Source organism: Serratia sp. Ae19-1, from assembly GCF_059801225.1.
The window spans coordinates 188,968-205,458 of sequence record NZ_JBCHWD010000006.1; the positions used below are offsets into that span (position 1 = coordinate 188,968).

Genomic DNA, 16,491 nt, shown 5'->3' on the forward strand with positions numbered 1-16,491 from the left:
CTGTACTCGGCGAAAAGGTGTCTATTCTTTTCTCTTAAGGGATTATCGTTCTCATTCAGAGTGCCGAGGGAAGGCGCCAGCGCATTACCGATATCCCCGTATTGATTCAACACCGGGCCGCTGCCGTTCAGGCAATCCGCCAGTTGGGGCATCCCCCCGATTGAATTGACGAATATGGAGATAAGGTTATGTCATCAAGTAATGCTTCCGTTAAAGCCGAAGGCGTATTAGCCCTGCTGGGCGCTTATAAACCCGATGAAGACGACACCATTACCGTGCTGCATCCGTCGAAAACGTTCGAAAATGCCGGCCTGGAGTTGGTGCGTGGCGATCGCAGCTGGCACGACAAGGGCGTGACCGACCAGCCGGTTGCCCTGACGTACAGCTTCTGGGAAAAGGCGCCGGGCAACATGTCGAGCATGAGCATCAGCGGCTTCAGCAGCTTTAACGCGGAACAGCGCGAGCAGGCCAAACTGTCGTTGCAGTCATGGTCTGACGTGGCCAACATCACCTTCACCGAGACCAGCAATACCGCCGCCGCCAACATCAAATTCGGCCTGTTCGACTACAGCTCGCGTGGCTCCTATGCTTTTGCGTATAACCCGGATTCCTCGCCTTCGGTCGCTGGCCAAACCTGGTATAACGCCACCAACTCTACCTTCGTCAACAACCGGATACATGAAAACGAATACGGTCGCCAGACCTTTACCCATGAAATCGGCCATGCGCTGGGGTTGCAGCATCCGGGCGACTATAACGCCGCGCCGGGCGTCAGCATTACCTACGGCAAAGACGCGACCTATTTCGAGGACAGCCGCGCCTACAGCCTGATGAGCTATTTCAGCGAAAGCAACACCGGGCAAGACTTTAAGGGTGCGTACTCGTCCGGGCCGCTGCTCAACGACATCACGGCGATCCAGCATTTCTACGGCGCCAACATGAACACCCGCACCGGCGATACGGTTTACGGTTTCAACTCCAACACCGACCGCGACTTCCTTACCGCCACCGGCGCGCAGGACAAAATAATCTTCACCGCCTGGGATGCCGGCGGCAACGATACCTTTGACTTCTCCGGTTTCGGCCAGAATCAGCGCATCAACCTGAACGAAAAAGCGTTCTCGGACGTCGGCGGCCTGAAAGGCAACGTGTCGATCGCGGCGGGCGTGACGATTGAAAACGCCATTGGCGGTTCAGGCAACGATGTGCTGGTGGGCAACGCCGCCGATAACGTGCTCAAGGGCGGCGCCGGTGATGACGTGCTGTACGGCGGCAAAGGGGCGGATCAGCTGTGGGGCGGCGCTGGCAAGGACACCTTCGTCTACTTTGCGGCGGATGAGTCGACGGCGGCGGCGCCGGACTGGATCCGCGACTTCGTACGCGGCGAGGACAAGATCGATCTGACATTGTTCAACACCGGCAGCGCCGACGGCATCCGCTTCGTCGATCAGTTCAGCGGTAAGGCGGGCGAGGCGAAGCTGAGCTATGACGCGCAAAATCATGTCAGCGATGTGGCGATCAACCTGGGCGGCGCTTTTGGCGGCAGCGATTTCCTGGTGAAGGTGGTGGGGCAGCCGCTGGATGCCGGCGATTTTGTGCTGGCCTAAATCGGGCAACAAAAATAGGGCGTTTTGGGCAAAAACCCGACAATTCCTATTAATTCCGTCATATTAGCGTGACATAGTAGCGCGCAGAAGGCCGGGCTTGCATACCTCGGGCTTCTGTCGGATCGCCAACCCTTTCGGTTGGCGATTCATTTTCCGCCTTTCAGCATGTGGATGGCGGCGCCGAGCAGGATACGCCGTTCGATATCGTTGCTGTCCGCCAACTGCCGCGCCAGATGTTTTTCCAGCGTTTCCACCGACAGCGCTTCGCCGCGATGGCGCAGCTGCATCACGCCGTCGCCGATCAGGCGGGCGACCTCATCCCATACGGGTTTAATCTCCTGTCCCGAGAACGTCATGGCCTACCTCGGCTGGTTGATTTTTGCCCAATGTAGCAGTTGAACTGCGGCTTCGCTACCGGCCGCCTAAAACAGGAAGCATAAAAAACAAGCCATCAGTATTTCTTCTGGTTTTTACGCCCAATACTTACGGTGTTGAAATCAGGAGGACACATCATGAACTGGGTCGAAACTTTGGCGGAGTATTACCGCCTCAGCCGCACGGGTGAAACGCAGCATTGGCTGTGTCGCCGCTGGTTGCCGCAGGGAGAAGCGCGGCTGGCCTATCTGCGAGAATTGCTGGAACCGACCGCGGCGCCGCAGCGGCGGTGAACAGGGCGCCGGCGCTTGGCCGGCGTCGTTTCGCTGAGTTAACCGAAGGCTATCGCCGCCCAGCGCAACAGCAGCAACGCCAGGCAGATCAACAGCAGTACCACCACCATTTTACTGAGCTTGTGGCCCATGCGTTTTGTCGCCACGCCGCCTCCTTAACTGAAATACCAGCCGCCGACGAGCGCGATGAGAAAAAGCGTCGCCAAGGCGACGCCGTTGAGTATATCGCTGAAGGTATCGTCAGCATCGATGTCGTCTTGTCGCATTGCCGGGTCGCCATTGGGTGAATAATAACCACAGTATGCGCCCGGCAGGGCGGCAGGCACAGCGAAGAACGGTAAAAACTCGTAAAGGCGGCGGTGGCGGAACGCGCAGTCGCGCTTGCGATGGATGCAGACGGCCGGCAATACGTTGTACTATCCTGTCTGCATTAAGGCATTTTTCCAAAAGGTATAATCATGGCGACGGCAATTCCACAGAAATACGAGCACCTTGAGCGCTGGGCGTTCGGCGATACCGAACAGCAGGCCGATGAAGTGGTGCAATTGATCCTGAATGGCACCAAAACGGCCACCTGTTCCAACCTGGATGGCGAGGGGATCCCGCAGGCCGGCGATCTGTTCCTGGTGGTGGACGGCAAGGGCGAGCCGGTCTGTGCGGTTGAACTGACCGCGGTAGAAATGAAAACCTACGATCAGGTGGATGAGGCGCACGCCTATGCTGAAGGTGAGGGCGACCGCTCACTGGCGCATTGGCGCAAAGAGCTGCAGCGTTTCTTCGAAGAATACGATCTGTTCTCGCCGGATATGACGCTGGTGCTGATGAATTTCAAAGTCGTCGACAAATTCTAACCTCATGCGCGCCGTTCCATACGAGTGCCAGTGGGCGAGCCCGGAGCTGGCCGCCGATCTGATCGCCGGCCGCGCCACGCTGGCGCAAGACGAGAATTGGGCGCGCAGCGGCGCCCGCGATCGGGCGGAGTACGTCGAGTGGGCCAACCACGTGTGCGGTATGGCGTGCCTGAAAATGGTGCTGGGCCATCGCGATGGTGAAGCGCCGTCGCTGCTGGAGCTGGCGCGCCGCAGCCTGCCCTATGGCGCCTACGTACGCGAAGGCGAACGGATAAAGGGGCTGATCTACGCGCCGTTCGTCGAGTACGTGCGCGAACAGTTCGCGCTGCGGGCGACGGTGAAGGTAGGGCTGGAGGCCGCCGAGGTACCGGCACTGTTCAGCGAATGCTGCTACTTTATCGCCTCGGTGCATCCTTCGATTCGTCGCCCCGAGAGCGTACCGCCGCAGCGGGGCGGGCATCTGGTGCTGATCACCGACGCCGACGCGCAGAGCGTGACCTTTCATAATCCTTCGGGCGACAGCCCGGCGACGCGGGAGCGGGTACGGTTGCCCCTCAACCGCTTCGCCCATTTCTTTGCCGGCCGCGGCATCGCCATCGCATAAAAAAACGCGCTGTTTCTGATGAAAGCAGCGCGTCGTCAGCAGCTCTGGTGCATTTTCATGCCAGCCGCATTACCCAGGCGTCCGCCTGCCGATCGTAGTGTTGCTTGTACAGCAGCGACCGTTTGCCGTTGAGGATCGCCGGAATGCTGGTGTGTTCATCCCAGCCGTCGAGCTGCATGCACAGGTCCGGATCGGACTTGCAAGGGATGCTCAGGGTGCCGGCGCGATCGGCGGTGGCGTGAAGATGGGCGTCATCGACCTCGAAGCTGCCAATTTTTACGACGGTTTTGCTCATGGAAACTCCTTGCTCAATGATGTGGTAGGAGGTTAGACCAGTAAGGCCATCGGTATGAGCATAGCCAAATGAGCAAAAAATGCCACATAAAAAATACATTCTGGCAACATTCTTCCTGAGCGGCTAGCGGCCGCCCTAATAGGTCACGACATAGCTGACGTTATCCTGATAGGTGCCGACCGGCACTTCGGTCTGCGCCGGGTTGATGGCGGCAGTAAAGGGAATGCTTTGCGCCAACCCGGTGCCGGTGCCGCTTTGCGCGTTGGTGCTGCTCCACACGGTGCTGGTATTGGGCAGGTAGATCTGATACTGGAGGAAGTTGCTGGTACCGCTGAGCATTTGCCGCCAACCGGTAATGGGGTTGTTGCCGTTGGTAAAGTAGGAGCTGTACGCCTGCGACTTGGTGCAGGTGAGGGTGATGCTTTGGTTGATCGGGTTGAATTGCCCCACCAGCGCCATACTGCCGAAGTTGACGTTGTTGGCGGTATTGATCAGGCAGCTCTTGGTGATGACTGCGGTCACGGTTACGGTGCTGGACTGGTTGGTGCCGTCCCACCACACGCACAGGCCGAGCAATCCCAGGCCGCAAATATGGTAGTTCCACACCAGGTTGATGGTGTCGGTATAGGTGCCGGCGCTGACGTTCGCCCCGGCGACGGTTTTGATATACAACGGGAAGTTGACGTTGGCCGAGATCAGGATCAGCGACAGCAGGTTCAGCGAACTGTAGTTGATGGTCTGACCGACGCTGTAAGGGTACTGGTAGTTAGAATCAGGATAGATCAGGTAGGAAATTTTATCGCCGGAGCCGTTGGTATTCAGTAAAGCCATGGTGTTGGTGGTCGATGCGATTTGCACCGTGACGGTATTTTGCGACAGCAGGTTGAGCCCCAGGCCGGTGCAGTTCAGCCCGGCGGTGCCCTGGGCGCTTATCTGGCCGTTGTAGACGGCGAAGGAGTTGCTGCTGGGCAACGTGACCGCGCCATTGACGGTGGAGCAGTCCGCCAGCGCGCGTTGCCCGCACATCAACAGCAGCGCCGCTAAAAAGATTTTCACTTGCCGAGACATCATTCTTCTTCTCCGTGTGTTACTGGCAGACGAGAGGGCCGACGCGTTGCAGCCCCTGCGGATTGGCGAGGCTGAAACTGACCTGGCACGGCGGGCCGCCGTCGGCCGGGATTACGCTCAGCCGGTTGTGTTGCTGTACCGGATCGATGTAAGTCATACCATCCCACCCGACGTAGCTCTGTTGATTGCCGCCAATCACCGCGACCTGGCTGCCGTTGGCCAGCGGTTTGCCTTGCGCGTCGACCAGCTCCACGTCGGCGGCGGAAAGGCGCTGAACGGGGAACTCGACCAGATAGCCGCTGTGATCGCGAATGGCGACGGTTTTTTCCACCGACGGCAAATTGACGTCCGCCGGCAGGTTGAGCGGATCGATCTGGAATTTGGCGTGGTAATACGAGGTGACGGTGGGCACCAGCAGGTAGCCTCTATCGTTAGTGACGCCGATGCGCTGGTTCTCGTAGCTGACCGGAATGCCGGCGTAACCGTTGGTCGATACCAGGGCGAAAGCGTCGTTGATGGTGTTGGTGGCGTACACGCCGCCGTTCATCGCCACCAGCGAACCGCTGACTTCCCCCCAGCGAGTGTAGTCGTTACGGCTGCCGTACAGCCCGGCGCGGGTTTCCAGCAGCGAGGTGCGCCAGGTCAGGTCCGCCTGACGATAATCGCTGTTGCTGCCCTGGCCGCCGGCATAGGCCAGGTTCCAGCCGAAACCGCCGTCGGTCGGCGCGGCGCGACTATAAGCGACGCGCTCGCTCCAGCGGTTGCCGGCGTCGCGCGCGGTGCTGACGTTAGCGGTGCCCCAGGCATCGAACGGAATGCTGATCTGCAGCTGCGAGCTGTAGCCGTCGCCGCCAATTTCGCGGTTTGCCGAGGCGTACAGGCTGATATTGCGCCACAGCGTCAGGCTGTATGAAAGGTTGATCAGGCGGGTGCGCTGGCCGATGGCGTCGCGCACGTCGAAATAACCGGCGCCCAGGCTGCCGAAGCGGCTCAGGCCGATGCTGCCGGTCAGCTGATCGGTGCGGCGGCTCAGCCGGTAGCTGCTCTTATAGGTGGAAAGATCGCCAAAGTCCGCGCTGCGCAGCACCCGTTGGGCGTTGAGGCTGAAATACTGGTTGCTGTAGGTGTAACTCAGGCTGGTTTGATCGCCGTGGCGGCCGGTGTACTGATAGACCGGCCCGGCATCCGGTTGCTGTACCGGCTGGCCGGTGATCGGATCGTAATACAGCGGCGTGACCGGCGGGGCGTTGAAGGCGTCGCTGCCCGCCTGGCTGTAGCTGTAGGAGGCATTGAGCACCCCCAACTGCCCAAGGCGCACCCCGGCACCGGCGCCGGTGACCGCCAGCTCCGCCGCACCTTCCGCTCGCCCTTCGAGCGTGAGCCAGTCGGTGACGCCGTAACGGCCGCTGCCGCTGGCCACCCACTGGCCATAGTCAGCGGAGCGGTAACCGTAGTTTTGGCGCAGCGCGCCCGCCGACAGGCTGAAATCGCTTAACCCGGCCTGCAGTAGTGAACTGGCGACGTAGAACGGCACCGTGGTGCTGATCTGGCGGCCGAGCGCATCGGTGGTCACCACCGTCGCCTGACCGGCGCCGTTGATGTAGGGCACGGTGTTCAGGGTGAACGGGCCAGGGTTCACGTTGGCGGAGGTGTTTTTATAACTGTTGATGTACAGATCGACGCTGCTCGGCACGGCGGCCTGGCCGGAGAACTGCGGCAGCGGGTAGGTTATGAGGTCCGGCCGGGTCGCGAAGTTGCGCGCCACCTGCAGGCCGCCGATGCGCACCGAGCTGGTCCAGGGCAGCGAACCGGTCGTGAGATCGCCGGCGGTATAGCTGAGCATGGTGTCGTCGTCGCTGTAGCGCCAGCTGCTGTCGTAGCGGATATAGCGATTGTTCTGCTGCGCGGCGGTCTCACCGTTGAAGCTGCTGCGGAAGATGCCGGTGTTGGCGAAAACGCCGAAGCCATCGAACAGCCGTTGTTCGCTCCAGGCGGAAAAATAGCCCGGATTGCCGCGCCCGCCGCTTTGGCTGACGTAGGCGTCGTAATTCAGCAAAAAGCCCAGGCTGCTCTGCGCCGGCAGACGCTGTTCCTGATTCGTGTCGCCGAGGGTTTGCTTGGGCAGCCAGTCGTTGGGCACCGAGATCAGCAACTGCTGCGTTTCGCCGCTGTAGGTCACCTCGACCTTATCCAGCAGATCGACGGCGATCTCTTTCGCCTGCTTGTCCGCCACCGGCAGGCCGGCGTCGATCAGCTGCTGCGGCGTTAAATAATAGTGGCCGCCGCGGTAGGCGACCGGCACCACTTTACCGGTCTGGCGGCCGTTCACCACCGGCTCCAGATACAGCGTGGTATCCGGCATGCTGATGGCGCTGGGCGGCGGCGGCAGATCGTCGGCGGCGGCGAACGTCGGCCACAGTTCCACCGCCACACAGAGTACGGCCAGGGCCAGCGGCTTGAGCTGCATGCCGCGGGTGGCCGGCGACGACATCCGCTTCACCTGCACCTCAGGCTCAGTAAGCCGGGATGGTTACGGGTTGTTTGTTGTCGTTGACTATCGCCTGCAGCTTGCCGGCGGCGAAACTGCCCGACGACGGCAGGGCGAAGCGCATCTGCGAACCCGGCAGCACATACCCCAGCAGCCCGTTGTTGAGCGGCTTGCCCTGGATGCTGACCTGCGACAGACGGGCGTGCACGATGCCGTCATTGCGCACGTCAAGCCAGCGCTGGCTGTTTTGCTGCTGCAGGCGGTAGCTGAGCTTGGGTTGGTTGGCGGTGGCATAGTCGCGCGGGTGTTCGAAGTCCTGCTTGGTCCACACGTCTTTGCCGCTGACGAACAGCGGCACCGAATAGCGCATCTGGAATTTCAGCCCCATCTGCGCGCCCTTATCGGGCGCCGCGCCGTCTTTATCTTTGATCGGCACCTCATCGACCAGTATCCGGTAAGCCCGTTCTTGCCCGGCGGCGACCGGCGTCTGCTTGATCAGACGAATCAGTTGGCGTTTGCCGGGGAGAATGGTGGCGACCGGTGGGCTGGCGACCACCTCGCTTTGGTTGCGGTAGTCGTCTTTGCCGCCGGTTTGTTGCCAGCCGAGCACGCGAATTTGCATATAGACCGGCTTGCTGTCACGGTTTTCGAGCCACAGGGCCGTCGCCTGCTGATTGTCTTCGATGACCGGATCGATGGGCCAAATCAGAATGGAGGCGGCGGCGAAGGCCTGCGGCTGGCCGGCTAACAGCAATCCTGCCAGCAGGGGCAGGCGGAGCAGAGTACTACGCATAATGTGATCCTTTTAAAAGCTCAATAACTCACTGTCACTAAGACCGTATCGTTGTAGGTGCCGCTGGTGGGCAAGGTGCTGCTCGCCATTAAACTGGCGTAGATTTTTATTTCTTGTGTGCTGCCGGTGGAGGAGACGGTTTGGACGGCGCCGCCGTTGCCGCCGTCGCCCCACAAAACGGTGTAGTTGGTATCCTGGTAGAGCTGATAAACCAGCGTTTCCGAGGTGGCTGAGTTCAACAGCTTTCGCCCGCCGGCGATGGAGCCGGTGACATTATTGCCGACGTTCAATGCCAGGCTGACGCTGAGTCCAGGGTTGCAGCGGATCAGGATCGAGCCGGCGCCGGCGCTCGAGACAATTTTTATCGGGCTGCTTAAGGACGCCACCTGGCCAAAACTCATGCTGCCGAACGAGGTGACGTTGGTGACGCCGCTGCCGAGCACGCAGCCTTTGATGATCGAGGCGTTGACCGTAAAACCCTGGCTGACGGTGTCGGCATGGGCCGCAGGGGTGCCGATCAGCGCCGTCAGCAGCAGAGTGCGCAGCGTTCCGTTAATCACCAATTTATCGTCACCTGCACCGTATCCGTGTAGGTGCCCGTCGCCGGCGTCGTCTGCACCGGGATCATGCCGTACACCGGTAGCCAGACGCTTTGTCCGGTAGCGGTCTGCGTCACGCCGGTGACATTATCCCAGACGGTAGCGTAGCTGCCGCTGGTATACAGGTTGTAGTTCACGCGGGCGCCCGCTGAGCTTTGCAGATAGCGCGCAGCGGTATTGCCGCTCTGCCCACCGCTGAGCAGCACCGTGTAACTGGTGCCGTTGTTGCAGTTGATCTGCAGCGCGCCGGCGTTCGCCTGGCCGGTTACCTTTATCGCCGTATTCAGGAAGTAGACCGTGCCGAAGTTGAAGGTGCCGAACGTGGTGTTGCCGCCGCTGGTGGTGCCGGCGACACAGGATTTGACCAGGGTGGCGCTGACGCCCACCGTCGCGGTGCTGACGTCGGCGCGGCAAACGCCCGCCAACGACAGCAGCATGCAGGTGACGGCCAGGCGCGCCATAGTTACCAGACGACGGTCATGGTGACGGTGTCGCTGTACGCGCCGGCCGCCGGGGTGGTGCCCGAGGCGGGCACCAGACCGTAGACGATCAACGGCACCGCCGAACCGGTGCCGGTACCGGTCAACGTGTTGGTCGTGTTGTTCCACGGTAAGGAGTGGGCGCTGTCCTGATAGAGGTTATAGCTGATGTAGGCAGGCACGCTGCTGGCCATGCGCCGCTGGCTGCCCGAGGCGTTGAGGCCGTTGTCGAGCGTCACGGTATAGTTGGTGCCGGTGGTGCAGTTCAGCCCCAGGGTGCCGGTGCCGCCGCTGCCGGTGGCGCTGGCGGTGATGACGTTAGCCAGTGAGGAGTAGGTGCCGAAGCTGAGAGAGCCGAAGTTGTTGGTGGTGCCGGAGCTGTTGCCGCCGGTGACCACGCAGCCGGCGCCGATGGTCAGGGTCACGCCCAGCGTGCCCTGAATGGTGCCTGCCGCGTAGGTGGCACCAGAGGCGCACAGCAGAATAGCTGCCGAGGTTAATGCCGCCAGAGTCTTTTTCATCATGGTTCCTTGCCGTAGTAGAGAAGCCTGCCAAAAAGCCCGAAAAATGATTCAAATGCATTAATCTATTTACAGATTAATTAATAGAATAAGAACGCGAGAATGTCTCGCTAAAAGATTAAAAACTTTATTTATTTTTAAGCGGGTCGCAGGTTTCATGCAAACAAGGCGTCAGCCTGGATGAACGGGTTTGGGATAATGAAAATGATGAATGGGAATATTATTACTCGAATGAATAAAGGAGCGCCACGATGGCGCTCCATGGTCGGCGAGATTACCAGGTGACGGTCATGGTGACGGTGTCGCTGTACACGCCGGCCGCCGGGGTGGTGCCAGCGGCGGGCACCAGACCGTAGACGATCAGCGGTACCGCCGAACCGGTGCCGGTACCGGTCAAGGGACTTGTGGTGTTGTTCCAGGGTGTGGCGTGAGCGCTGTCCTGGTAGAGGTTATAGCTGATGTAGGCGGGCACGCTGCTGGCCATGCGCCGCTGGCTGCCCGAGGCGTTAAGGCCGTTGTCGAGCGTCACGGTATAGTTGGTGCCGGTGGTGCAGTTCAGCCCCAGGGTGCCGGTGCCGCCGCTGCCGGTGGCGCTGGCGGTGATGACGTTAGCCAGCGACGAGTAGGTGCCGAAGCTGATGGAGCCAAAGTCGTTAGTGGTGCCGGAACTGTTGCCGCCGGTGACCACGCAGCCGGCGCCGATGGTAATCGTCACGCCTACCGTGCCCTGAATGGTGCCCGCTGCGTTAGCTGCGCCGCTGACGCACAGCAGAGAGGCTACCGAGGTCAAAACCATCAGAATTTTTTTCATCGTGATTCCTTGCCGTGTCAGAGAAAGCCCGCAAAAACGCCACCCAGAGCTGAGTTGAACGCATTAATTTACTTACATTTAAATTAATAGGATAAGAACGCGAAATTGTCTTGATCAAAGGCCAAAAACTTTTTTATTTAGCGTGGAGGTGAGAATAAGGAGGCGCAATAGCGAGAGGTGAAATGATTAGAATAATAACGAATGAGAATACTATTAGCGTTATTTTAACGCCGGGGGATAGCCCCCGGCGCCTGGACAATTACTGATGGAAATCCAGCACCCCGTCGCGCACCAGCTCGCGCGGCAGGTTGTTCTTGATGCGGCTGCCGATGCGTTTGGCGATGCCCAGCGGTTGCCCCTGATAGGTGACGATGCACTCGTCGCCTGTCGGTGGCTGCTCTGGGTAGAGATCGCGGCCGTGATACCACTCCTGCGCCAGCGCGGCGTCCAGCTCGAAATGCTGTTTGCCGTCGCTGCCCGCAAGGGCGATCGCCGCCTCATGCTGCCAGCGGAAACCTTTCGGGAAACGCTCGGCCAGTTTGAGGCCGATGCGTGAAAAGCGCACCTTGCCGAACAGTGGCTCCAGCTCGGCCGGAAACAGCCAGATCTCCTTGTCGCGTTCCCATAGCCGGCTGTCATCGCCCCAGGTTAAGCCGGATGCGGCGGCAGCCTGGGCGACTTGCGCCGTTTCCTTGCCGGACAATAGGCTGAACGGGAAGTTACCGACTTTATAGGTCGGTTTCGGCAACGGTGCCACGGCGCGCTGTTTACGCAGGCGAGCGACGAAAAAGCCTTCGCTGTCGTAAATCTGCGGAAACACGTGCAGGAAGCCTTCGGCGGTCAGCGCCTTGTCGGCTCCGGGGAACAGCTCGCCCAGCGGCTCGACGCTGACCGCGTCGCCGTAGGTGTCCATCAGCCAGCGCACCACCTGCTGGTTTTCCTGCGCATTGAGGGTACAGGTGGAGTAAACCATCACGCCGCCCGGCGCCAGCGCATGGAACGCGCTGTCGATCAGCTCGCGTTGGGTGGCGGCGATTTCGGTCACGCTTTCCGGCGACCAGTTGCTCATGGCGTCCGGATCCTTGCGCACCACGCCTTCGCCGGAGCAGGGGGCATCGAGCAGGATGGCGTCGAAACTCTCCGGCAGCGCGGCGCCGAACACCCGGCCGTCGAAGTGGGTCAGCGCGGTGTTCTTCACGCCGCAGCGGCTGATATTGGCGTGCAGCACTTTCACCCGGCTGGCGGAGTATTCGTTGGCGACGATGCCTCCCTGATTATCCATCAACGCGGCGATCTGGGTGGTTTTGGATCCCGGCGCCGCCGCCACGTCCAGCACCCGATTCGGCGCCGCGCCGCCGGCGAACAGCGCGCTGACCGGCAACATCGAACTGGCTTCCTGAATGTAAAACAGGCCGCTCAGGTGTTCGGCCGCGCTGCCGAGGCGCAGTTCCTCGTCGTCACGTTCGATCCAGAAACCTTCTGCGCACCAGGGGATAGGCTCCAGTTGCCAGTCGTAATCCCGCACCAGCGCCAGGAAGTCGGCGACGCTGATTTTCAGCGTGTTGACGCGCAGGCTGCGGCGCAGCGGGCGCTGGCAGGCGGCGATAAAATCTTCCATCGCCAGCTCGGCGGGCATGATGGCGCGGGTGGCGTCAAGGAAAGCGGGGGGCAGAAAAACGGCGGTGGATTTGGCCACGGGGCGAACTCTCAGGGTGCAATAAAGACAAGGGCGAGAGTTTATCACAAAGCGGAAAAAAACAGGGCCCGGCGTTGCCGGGCCCTGAGGAAATCGCGAAAGTTAATCGCGTGGAATGGCGGTGCCCCAGGTTTTCCAGTCCTTCGGCTCTTCCGGATTCAGCAGGAAGTGCTTGTTCGGCGTGGCCTTCGGCGCCAGCGGAATGGTCGGCGGCGTGGCGAAAGCGATGCCGCCGCGAATGAACTGCTGGAAGGTGCCGCTCTTGATCACGCCGCCGGTCAGGCCGAACTGCAGGTTGTAACCCGAAGCCAGCCAGAACACGCTGTTGTTGCGCACCAAATGCTGGTACTTCTTGCTGATGCGCAGCGCGACGTGCACCCGGTCGGACATGGCGCCCAGGTAGAAACCGGTGATGGTGCCGACTTCCACGCCGCGGAACAACACCGGCGTGCCGATCTGCAGCGAGCCGGTTTCGGCGGCGTCGAGCACCACGCTCAGGCCGTCGAGATAGCGCGAATCGGTGATGCTGGCCTGCTGCAGCTCGAAAGTGCGCAGTTCGCGGCCACGCCCCGGCTCCACGTTGATATAAGGCTGGAGCAGGGTATCGAGATTGCTGACGCCGGCGGCGGAGATCTCCGGCGAAACGATCGAGAAGCGGCTGCCCAGGCGCGCGAAGGTCTGCACGTATTCCGGATACAGCACCGCCTTGGCCAATACTTCGTTGCGCTCAGGCGCCAGCTGCAGCGACTCCACCTGGCCGACGTCGATGCCGAGGTAGCGCAGCGGCATGCCCGCCGACAGCTTGCTGGCGTCGTAGGTTCTCAGCGTGATTTGGCTGCCTACCGCGCGCGCGGCGGTTTCGCTGGCGTACAGCACGCGGTTGGCTCCTTTGTTCAGCGTCACGCCCTGCAGGTTGTCGAAGCTGATGGCGCCCTTCAACGCGCGGTTGAGCGGCGAAGCCTGCACCGTCAGCCCGCTGCCGTTGAGCTGCACCTTGGCGCCGCCTTCGGCCCAGAAGATGCTTTCGCGGGTCAGCAGCTTGCGGTATTCCGGGCTGATGTAGACGTCCACCTCAAACTCGTTGGCCTTGGGCCGGACGTTGACGATCTCGCCCACCTGGAACTTGCGATACAGCACCACCGAGCCGGCCTGCACGTCCGGCAGGCTGGCGGCGCTGAGGGTCAGGGTGGTGGCTGGGGCGTTGCCGACGATGCCTTCCTCGGCCTTTTCGCTGTTGGCGTACAGCGGATATTGGCCGCCCGGTTCCCCCTTGCTGCCGGGGATGATGCGCACGCCGCCGTCTACCCACTCCTGCGCGCTGGCGCCGAGCACCTCCATGCCGTCGATGCCCAGCTTGACGTCGAGGCGGCTGTTGACCACGAATTTGCTGTCTTTGTGCAGCAGGGCGCGGTATTGCGCGTCGATGGCGGCGGTGAACACCACGCCGCCGGCGGTCAGGGTGCGGCTCAGAATTTGGCCGACTTTCACGCCGTGCACTACCAGCGGCTGCCCGACGTCGATGCCGTAGCTTTGCGGCGCATTCAGCGTGACGGTCAGCACGCCCGGCTGTTGCAGCAGCGTTTCGCTGCTGTCCAGCACGTTGAAGCGCTGCTGCGGTTCGCCTTCACCGGGCACCAGCTCCAGCGTGGTGCCGGTCAGCAGCTGGCTGAGCTTGGCGTCGTTGAGGCTGATGCGCGGGCTGCGCATCACGATGCGGGTGCCGCTGCGCATCAGATCGACCACCGAAGGATCGATGGTCAGTTCACCGATCACTTTGCTGTCCTGTTGCAGCGTCAGCTTGGTCAGGGTGCCGACCTGCAGCCCCTGGTACATCAGCGGCGTGCGGTTTTCGCTCAGGTTGTTGCCGCTCGGCAGGTCCAGCAGAATATTGACGCCGCGCTGGCTGTGGGCCAGATCCGGATACAGGGTATAGCTCTGATCGCCCTTGGCCTGCTGGCCATTGGCCGGCGAATCGAAGGCGATGGCGCCGTTGACCAGCGCCGCCAGGCTTTCCATCTGCACCGTGGCGCCGGACAGGCTGAAATCGCCCTTGAAGCCGGAAACATTCCAGAAACGGCTGTTGTTCTTCACCAGGTTGGCGAAACGACGGTCGATCAGCACGTCGATGGTCACGCCCTTGTTGCCTTCGCTGATGGTGTAGTCGTACACCTTGCCGACCGGAATTTTACGGTAGTAGACCAGCGAGCCGCTGTTGAGCGAGCCGAGATCGTCGGCGTGCAGGTGAATCATCAGCTCGCCGGTGTTCAGGCGGTACTTCGGCTGGGTATCGAGCGCGGCGAAGTGGGTTTGCGCCTTGCCGCTGCCGGGCATCATGCCGATGTAGTTGCCGCCGACCAGCGCGTCGAGCCCGGAGACCCCGGCCAGCGAGGCCTTGGGCGTCACCAGCCAGAACTGGGTGCCTTCGCGCAGCGAGTCTTCCAGATCGCTTTTGATGCTGGCTTCCACCACGATGCTGCGCAGATCTTTGCTCAGGCTGATCTTTTGCACCGTGCCGACGTCAACGCCCTGGTAGCGCACCGGCGTACGGCCGGCGACGATGCCCGCCGCCGATTGGAAATCGATGGTGACGGTGGTGCCGCGTTCCTGGAAATTGTTGTAGACCAGCCACCCGGCGATCAGCAGGGCGATGAACGGCAGTAACCAGAACGGTGAAATGCGGCGCTTGTTCTTGACCCGCGCTTCAGTCGGTGTAGTCGGCGTTTCCTGTTGCATGTGCATCCCAAATCAATCGGCTATCCAGCCACTCAACGGCAAGAATAGTCAAAATGACCGCCGAGCCAAAGTAAAACGCGGCCGGTCCCATAGTAAAAGATAACAGCTGGTCGCGATTCACCAGCGACATCATCAAGGCGATAACGAACAGATCGAGCATCGACCAGCGGCCGATCCAGGTGACCAGGCGCAGCAGACGAATGCGCGTCTTCAGGCTGTGCGAGGTTTTGAAGTGGATGCTGAACAGCAGCGTGATCAGCACGATCACCTTGGTAAAGGGCACCAGTACGCTGGCGATGAATACGATAGCGGCGATCGGCACGTTGCCGGAGGTGGCCAGCGAGACCACGCCGGAGAAGATGGTGTCTTCGAGCCGCACGCCGTTGGCGTAAATGATGGAGATCGGCAGCAGGTTAGCCGGGATCAGCAGGATCATCGCTGCGATCAGCGCCGCCCAGGTCTTCTGCAGGCTGTAGGGCTGGCGGTGGCACATCGGCACGTGGCAGCGCGGGCAGCGGCCGCGCGCGTCGGGATAGCCGGTATAGTGGCAGGACAGGCAAATGTGCAGCGCCGCCGGCGGGCCTTCCGGCTGCTCCTGCGGGTAGTAACGCTCCCAGAGCTGCTCCAGGTTGGCGTGGATCAGCGTCAGGATGCTGAGCAGGGTGAGCGACAGGTAAGCGATCAGCGCGCTGCCGGCCTGGATGTCGGCGTAATCCTGCACCTTGATCGCCGCCACCGCCATGCCGATCAGATAAATGTCCAGCATCACCCACTCTTTCAGCCGCTCCAGCATCAACAGCACCGGGCGCAGGTTCATGCCGAGCGCATGCCCGAAGCGCAGGTACAGCAGCGACAGCGCCAGCGTCAGCGGGGCGCCGATGGTGCAAAACGCCACCATGCTGGCGGTGAGCGGATCGCCCTGGCGGCTCATCTGCCAGATGCCCTCCAGCAAACTGGCGTCGATGCGCGTGCCGAGCAGACGAATGCTGATCAGCGGTTCGGTGAAGGCGAACGGCATCAGCAGCAGCATGGTGATCGCCATGGCGGTCAGGCGCGTCATCGACCAGTCGCGGCCGTGCACTACCTTGGCGTTGCAGCGCGGGCAATAGGCGGCCTGGTTGCCGCTGAGCGGCGGCAGCACGAACAGCAGGTCGCACTCGCAGCAGCGCTGGTGGCGCGCTTTGGAAAGGGGGGCGGTGATCGCGTGTATTTTCATTTTTGACAAGTAGCTGCCCTTGAGCCCGCCGGAACTGTCAGCGTAGCTGAAAAATAAACCGG

Annotated in this window: 18 protein-coding genes; 4 read left to right on the forward strand and 14 right to left on the reverse strand. The window is 61.2% G+C overall.

Features of this window, described 5'->3' with window-relative positions; genetic code table 11:
- The first annotated feature begins 188 nt into the window (after positions 1-188).
- On the forward strand, positions 189-1,607 hold the full coding sequence (locus tag AAIE04_RS18205; protein WP_019454859.1) for a serralysin family metalloprotease: 1,419 nt from the start codon (positions 189-191) through the stop codon (positions 1,605-1,607).
- A 146-nt stretch (positions 1,608-1,753) separates the two neighbouring features.
- Here the strand turns inward: AAIE04_RS18205 and AAIE04_RS18210 are convergent, their stop codons facing one another.
- Positions 1,754-1,963: a hypothetical protein gene (locus tag AAIE04_RS18210; protein WP_498577480.1), complete on the reverse strand. Its 210-nt coding sequence runs from the start codon at positions 1,961-1,963 to the stop codon at positions 1,754-1,756.
- 156 nt (positions 1,964-2,119) lie between these two features.
- On the opposite strand from AAIE04_RS18210, the gene AAIE04_RS18215 reads away from it, so the two are divergent.
- Positions 2,120-2,275 (forward strand): hypothetical protein, encoded by a 156-nt coding sequence (locus AAIE04_RS18215; RefSeq protein ID WP_019454860.1) that lies wholly within the window; start codon positions 2,120-2,122, stop codon positions 2,273-2,275.
- 38 nt (positions 2,276-2,313) lie between these two features.
- Here AAIE04_RS18215 and yniD read toward each other — a convergent pair whose 3' ends face one another.
- Positions 2,314-2,406: a small membrane protein YniD gene (yniD, locus tag AAIE04_RS18220; protein ID WP_019454861.1), complete on the reverse strand. Its 93-nt coding sequence runs from the start codon at positions 2,404-2,406 to the stop codon at positions 2,314-2,316.
- 24 nt (positions 2,407-2,430) lie between these two features.
- Complete coding sequence (locus AAIE04_RS18225; protein WP_498577481.1) at positions 2,431-2,682, reverse strand: hypothetical protein; 252 nt, start codon at positions 2,680-2,682, stop codon at positions 2,431-2,433.
- A 51-nt stretch (positions 2,683-2,733) separates the two neighbouring features.
- On the opposite strand from AAIE04_RS18225, the gene AAIE04_RS18230 reads away from it, so the two are divergent.
- Both AAIE04_RS18230 and AAIE04_RS18235 read left to right on the forward strand, forming a co-directional pair.
- Positions 2,734-3,126: an ASCH domain-containing protein gene (locus AAIE04_RS18230; protein WP_019454863.1), complete on the forward strand. Its 393-nt coding sequence runs from the start codon at positions 2,734-2,736 to the stop codon at positions 3,124-3,126.
- 4 nt (positions 3,127-3,130) lie between these two features.
- Positions 3,131-3,730, forward strand: coding sequence for a hypothetical protein (locus AAIE04_RS18235; protein ID WP_498577482.1), 600 nt, complete (start codon positions 3,131-3,133; stop codon positions 3,728-3,730).
- 55 nt (positions 3,731-3,785) lie between these two features.
- Here AAIE04_RS18235 and AAIE04_RS18240 read toward each other — a convergent pair whose 3' ends face one another.
- From AAIE04_RS18240 to yebS, 11 genes are all read right to left on the reverse strand, one after another.
- Positions 3,786-4,025 (reverse strand): YebV family protein, encoded by a 240-nt coding sequence (locus tag AAIE04_RS18240; protein ID WP_019454865.1) that lies wholly within the window; start codon positions 4,023-4,025, stop codon positions 3,786-3,788.
- Between the two features lie 135 nt (positions 4,026-4,160).
- Positions 4,161-5,096, reverse strand: coding sequence for a Csu type fimbrial protein (locus AAIE04_RS18245; RefSeq protein ID WP_498577483.1), 936 nt, complete (start codon positions 5,094-5,096; stop codon positions 4,161-4,163).
- Between the two features lie 16 nt (positions 5,097-5,112).
- Positions 5,113-7,560 (reverse strand): fimbria/pilus outer membrane usher protein, encoded by a 2,448-nt coding sequence (locus tag AAIE04_RS18250; protein ID WP_415640659.1) that lies wholly within the window; start codon positions 7,558-7,560, stop codon positions 5,113-5,115.
- Positions 7,561-7,606: 46 nt separating this feature from the next.
- The gene (locus tag AAIE04_RS18255; protein ID WP_498056915.1) at positions 7,607-8,374 is read right to left on the reverse strand and encodes a fimbrial biogenesis chaperone; all 768 of its coding nucleotides are present in this window, start codon (positions 8,372-8,374) and stop codon (positions 7,607-7,609) included.
- Positions 8,375-8,394: 20 nt separating this feature from the next.
- Entirely contained in the window at positions 8,395-8,937 is a 543-nt protein-coding gene (locus AAIE04_RS18260) for a Csu type fimbrial protein (protein WP_498056914.1), read from the reverse strand.
- Positions 8,931-9,434, reverse strand: a complete 504-nt coding sequence (locus AAIE04_RS18265) for a Csu type fimbrial protein (protein WP_197667533.1) — start codon at positions 9,432-9,434, stop codon at positions 8,931-8,933. The genes AAIE04_RS18260 and AAIE04_RS18265 overlap by 7 nt, the downstream gene beginning before the upstream one ends.
- A gap of 2 nt (positions 9,435-9,436) precedes the next feature.
- Positions 9,437-9,973, reverse strand: coding sequence for a Csu type fimbrial protein (locus AAIE04_RS18270; RefSeq protein ID WP_498057021.1), 537 nt, complete (start codon positions 9,971-9,973; stop codon positions 9,437-9,439).
- A gap of 274 nt (positions 9,974-10,247) precedes the next feature.
- Complete coding sequence (locus tag AAIE04_RS18275; protein ID WP_063919291.1) at positions 10,248-10,784, reverse strand: Csu type fimbrial protein; 537 nt, start codon at positions 10,782-10,784, stop codon at positions 10,248-10,250.
- A 259-nt stretch (positions 10,785-11,043) separates the two neighbouring features.
- Positions 11,044-12,480: a 16S rRNA (cytosine(1407)-C(5))-methyltransferase RsmF gene (rsmF, locus tag AAIE04_RS18280; RefSeq protein ID WP_498577484.1), complete on the reverse strand. Its 1,437-nt coding sequence runs from the start codon at positions 12,478-12,480 to the stop codon at positions 11,044-11,046.
- Positions 12,481-12,582: 102 nt separating this feature from the next.
- Positions 12,583-15,213 (reverse strand): PqiB family protein, encoded by a 2,631-nt coding sequence (locus AAIE04_RS18285; RefSeq protein ID WP_498577485.1) that lies wholly within the window; start codon positions 15,211-15,213, stop codon positions 12,583-12,585.
- Positions 15,182-16,429: a membrane integrity lipid transport subunit YebS gene (gene yebS / locus AAIE04_RS18290; protein ID WP_498577486.1), complete on the reverse strand. Its 1,248-nt coding sequence runs from the start codon at positions 16,427-16,429 to the stop codon at positions 15,182-15,184. Before yebS ends, AAIE04_RS18285 begins: the two co-directional genes overlap by 32 nt.
- Positions 16,430-16,491 lie beyond the last annotated feature (62 nt).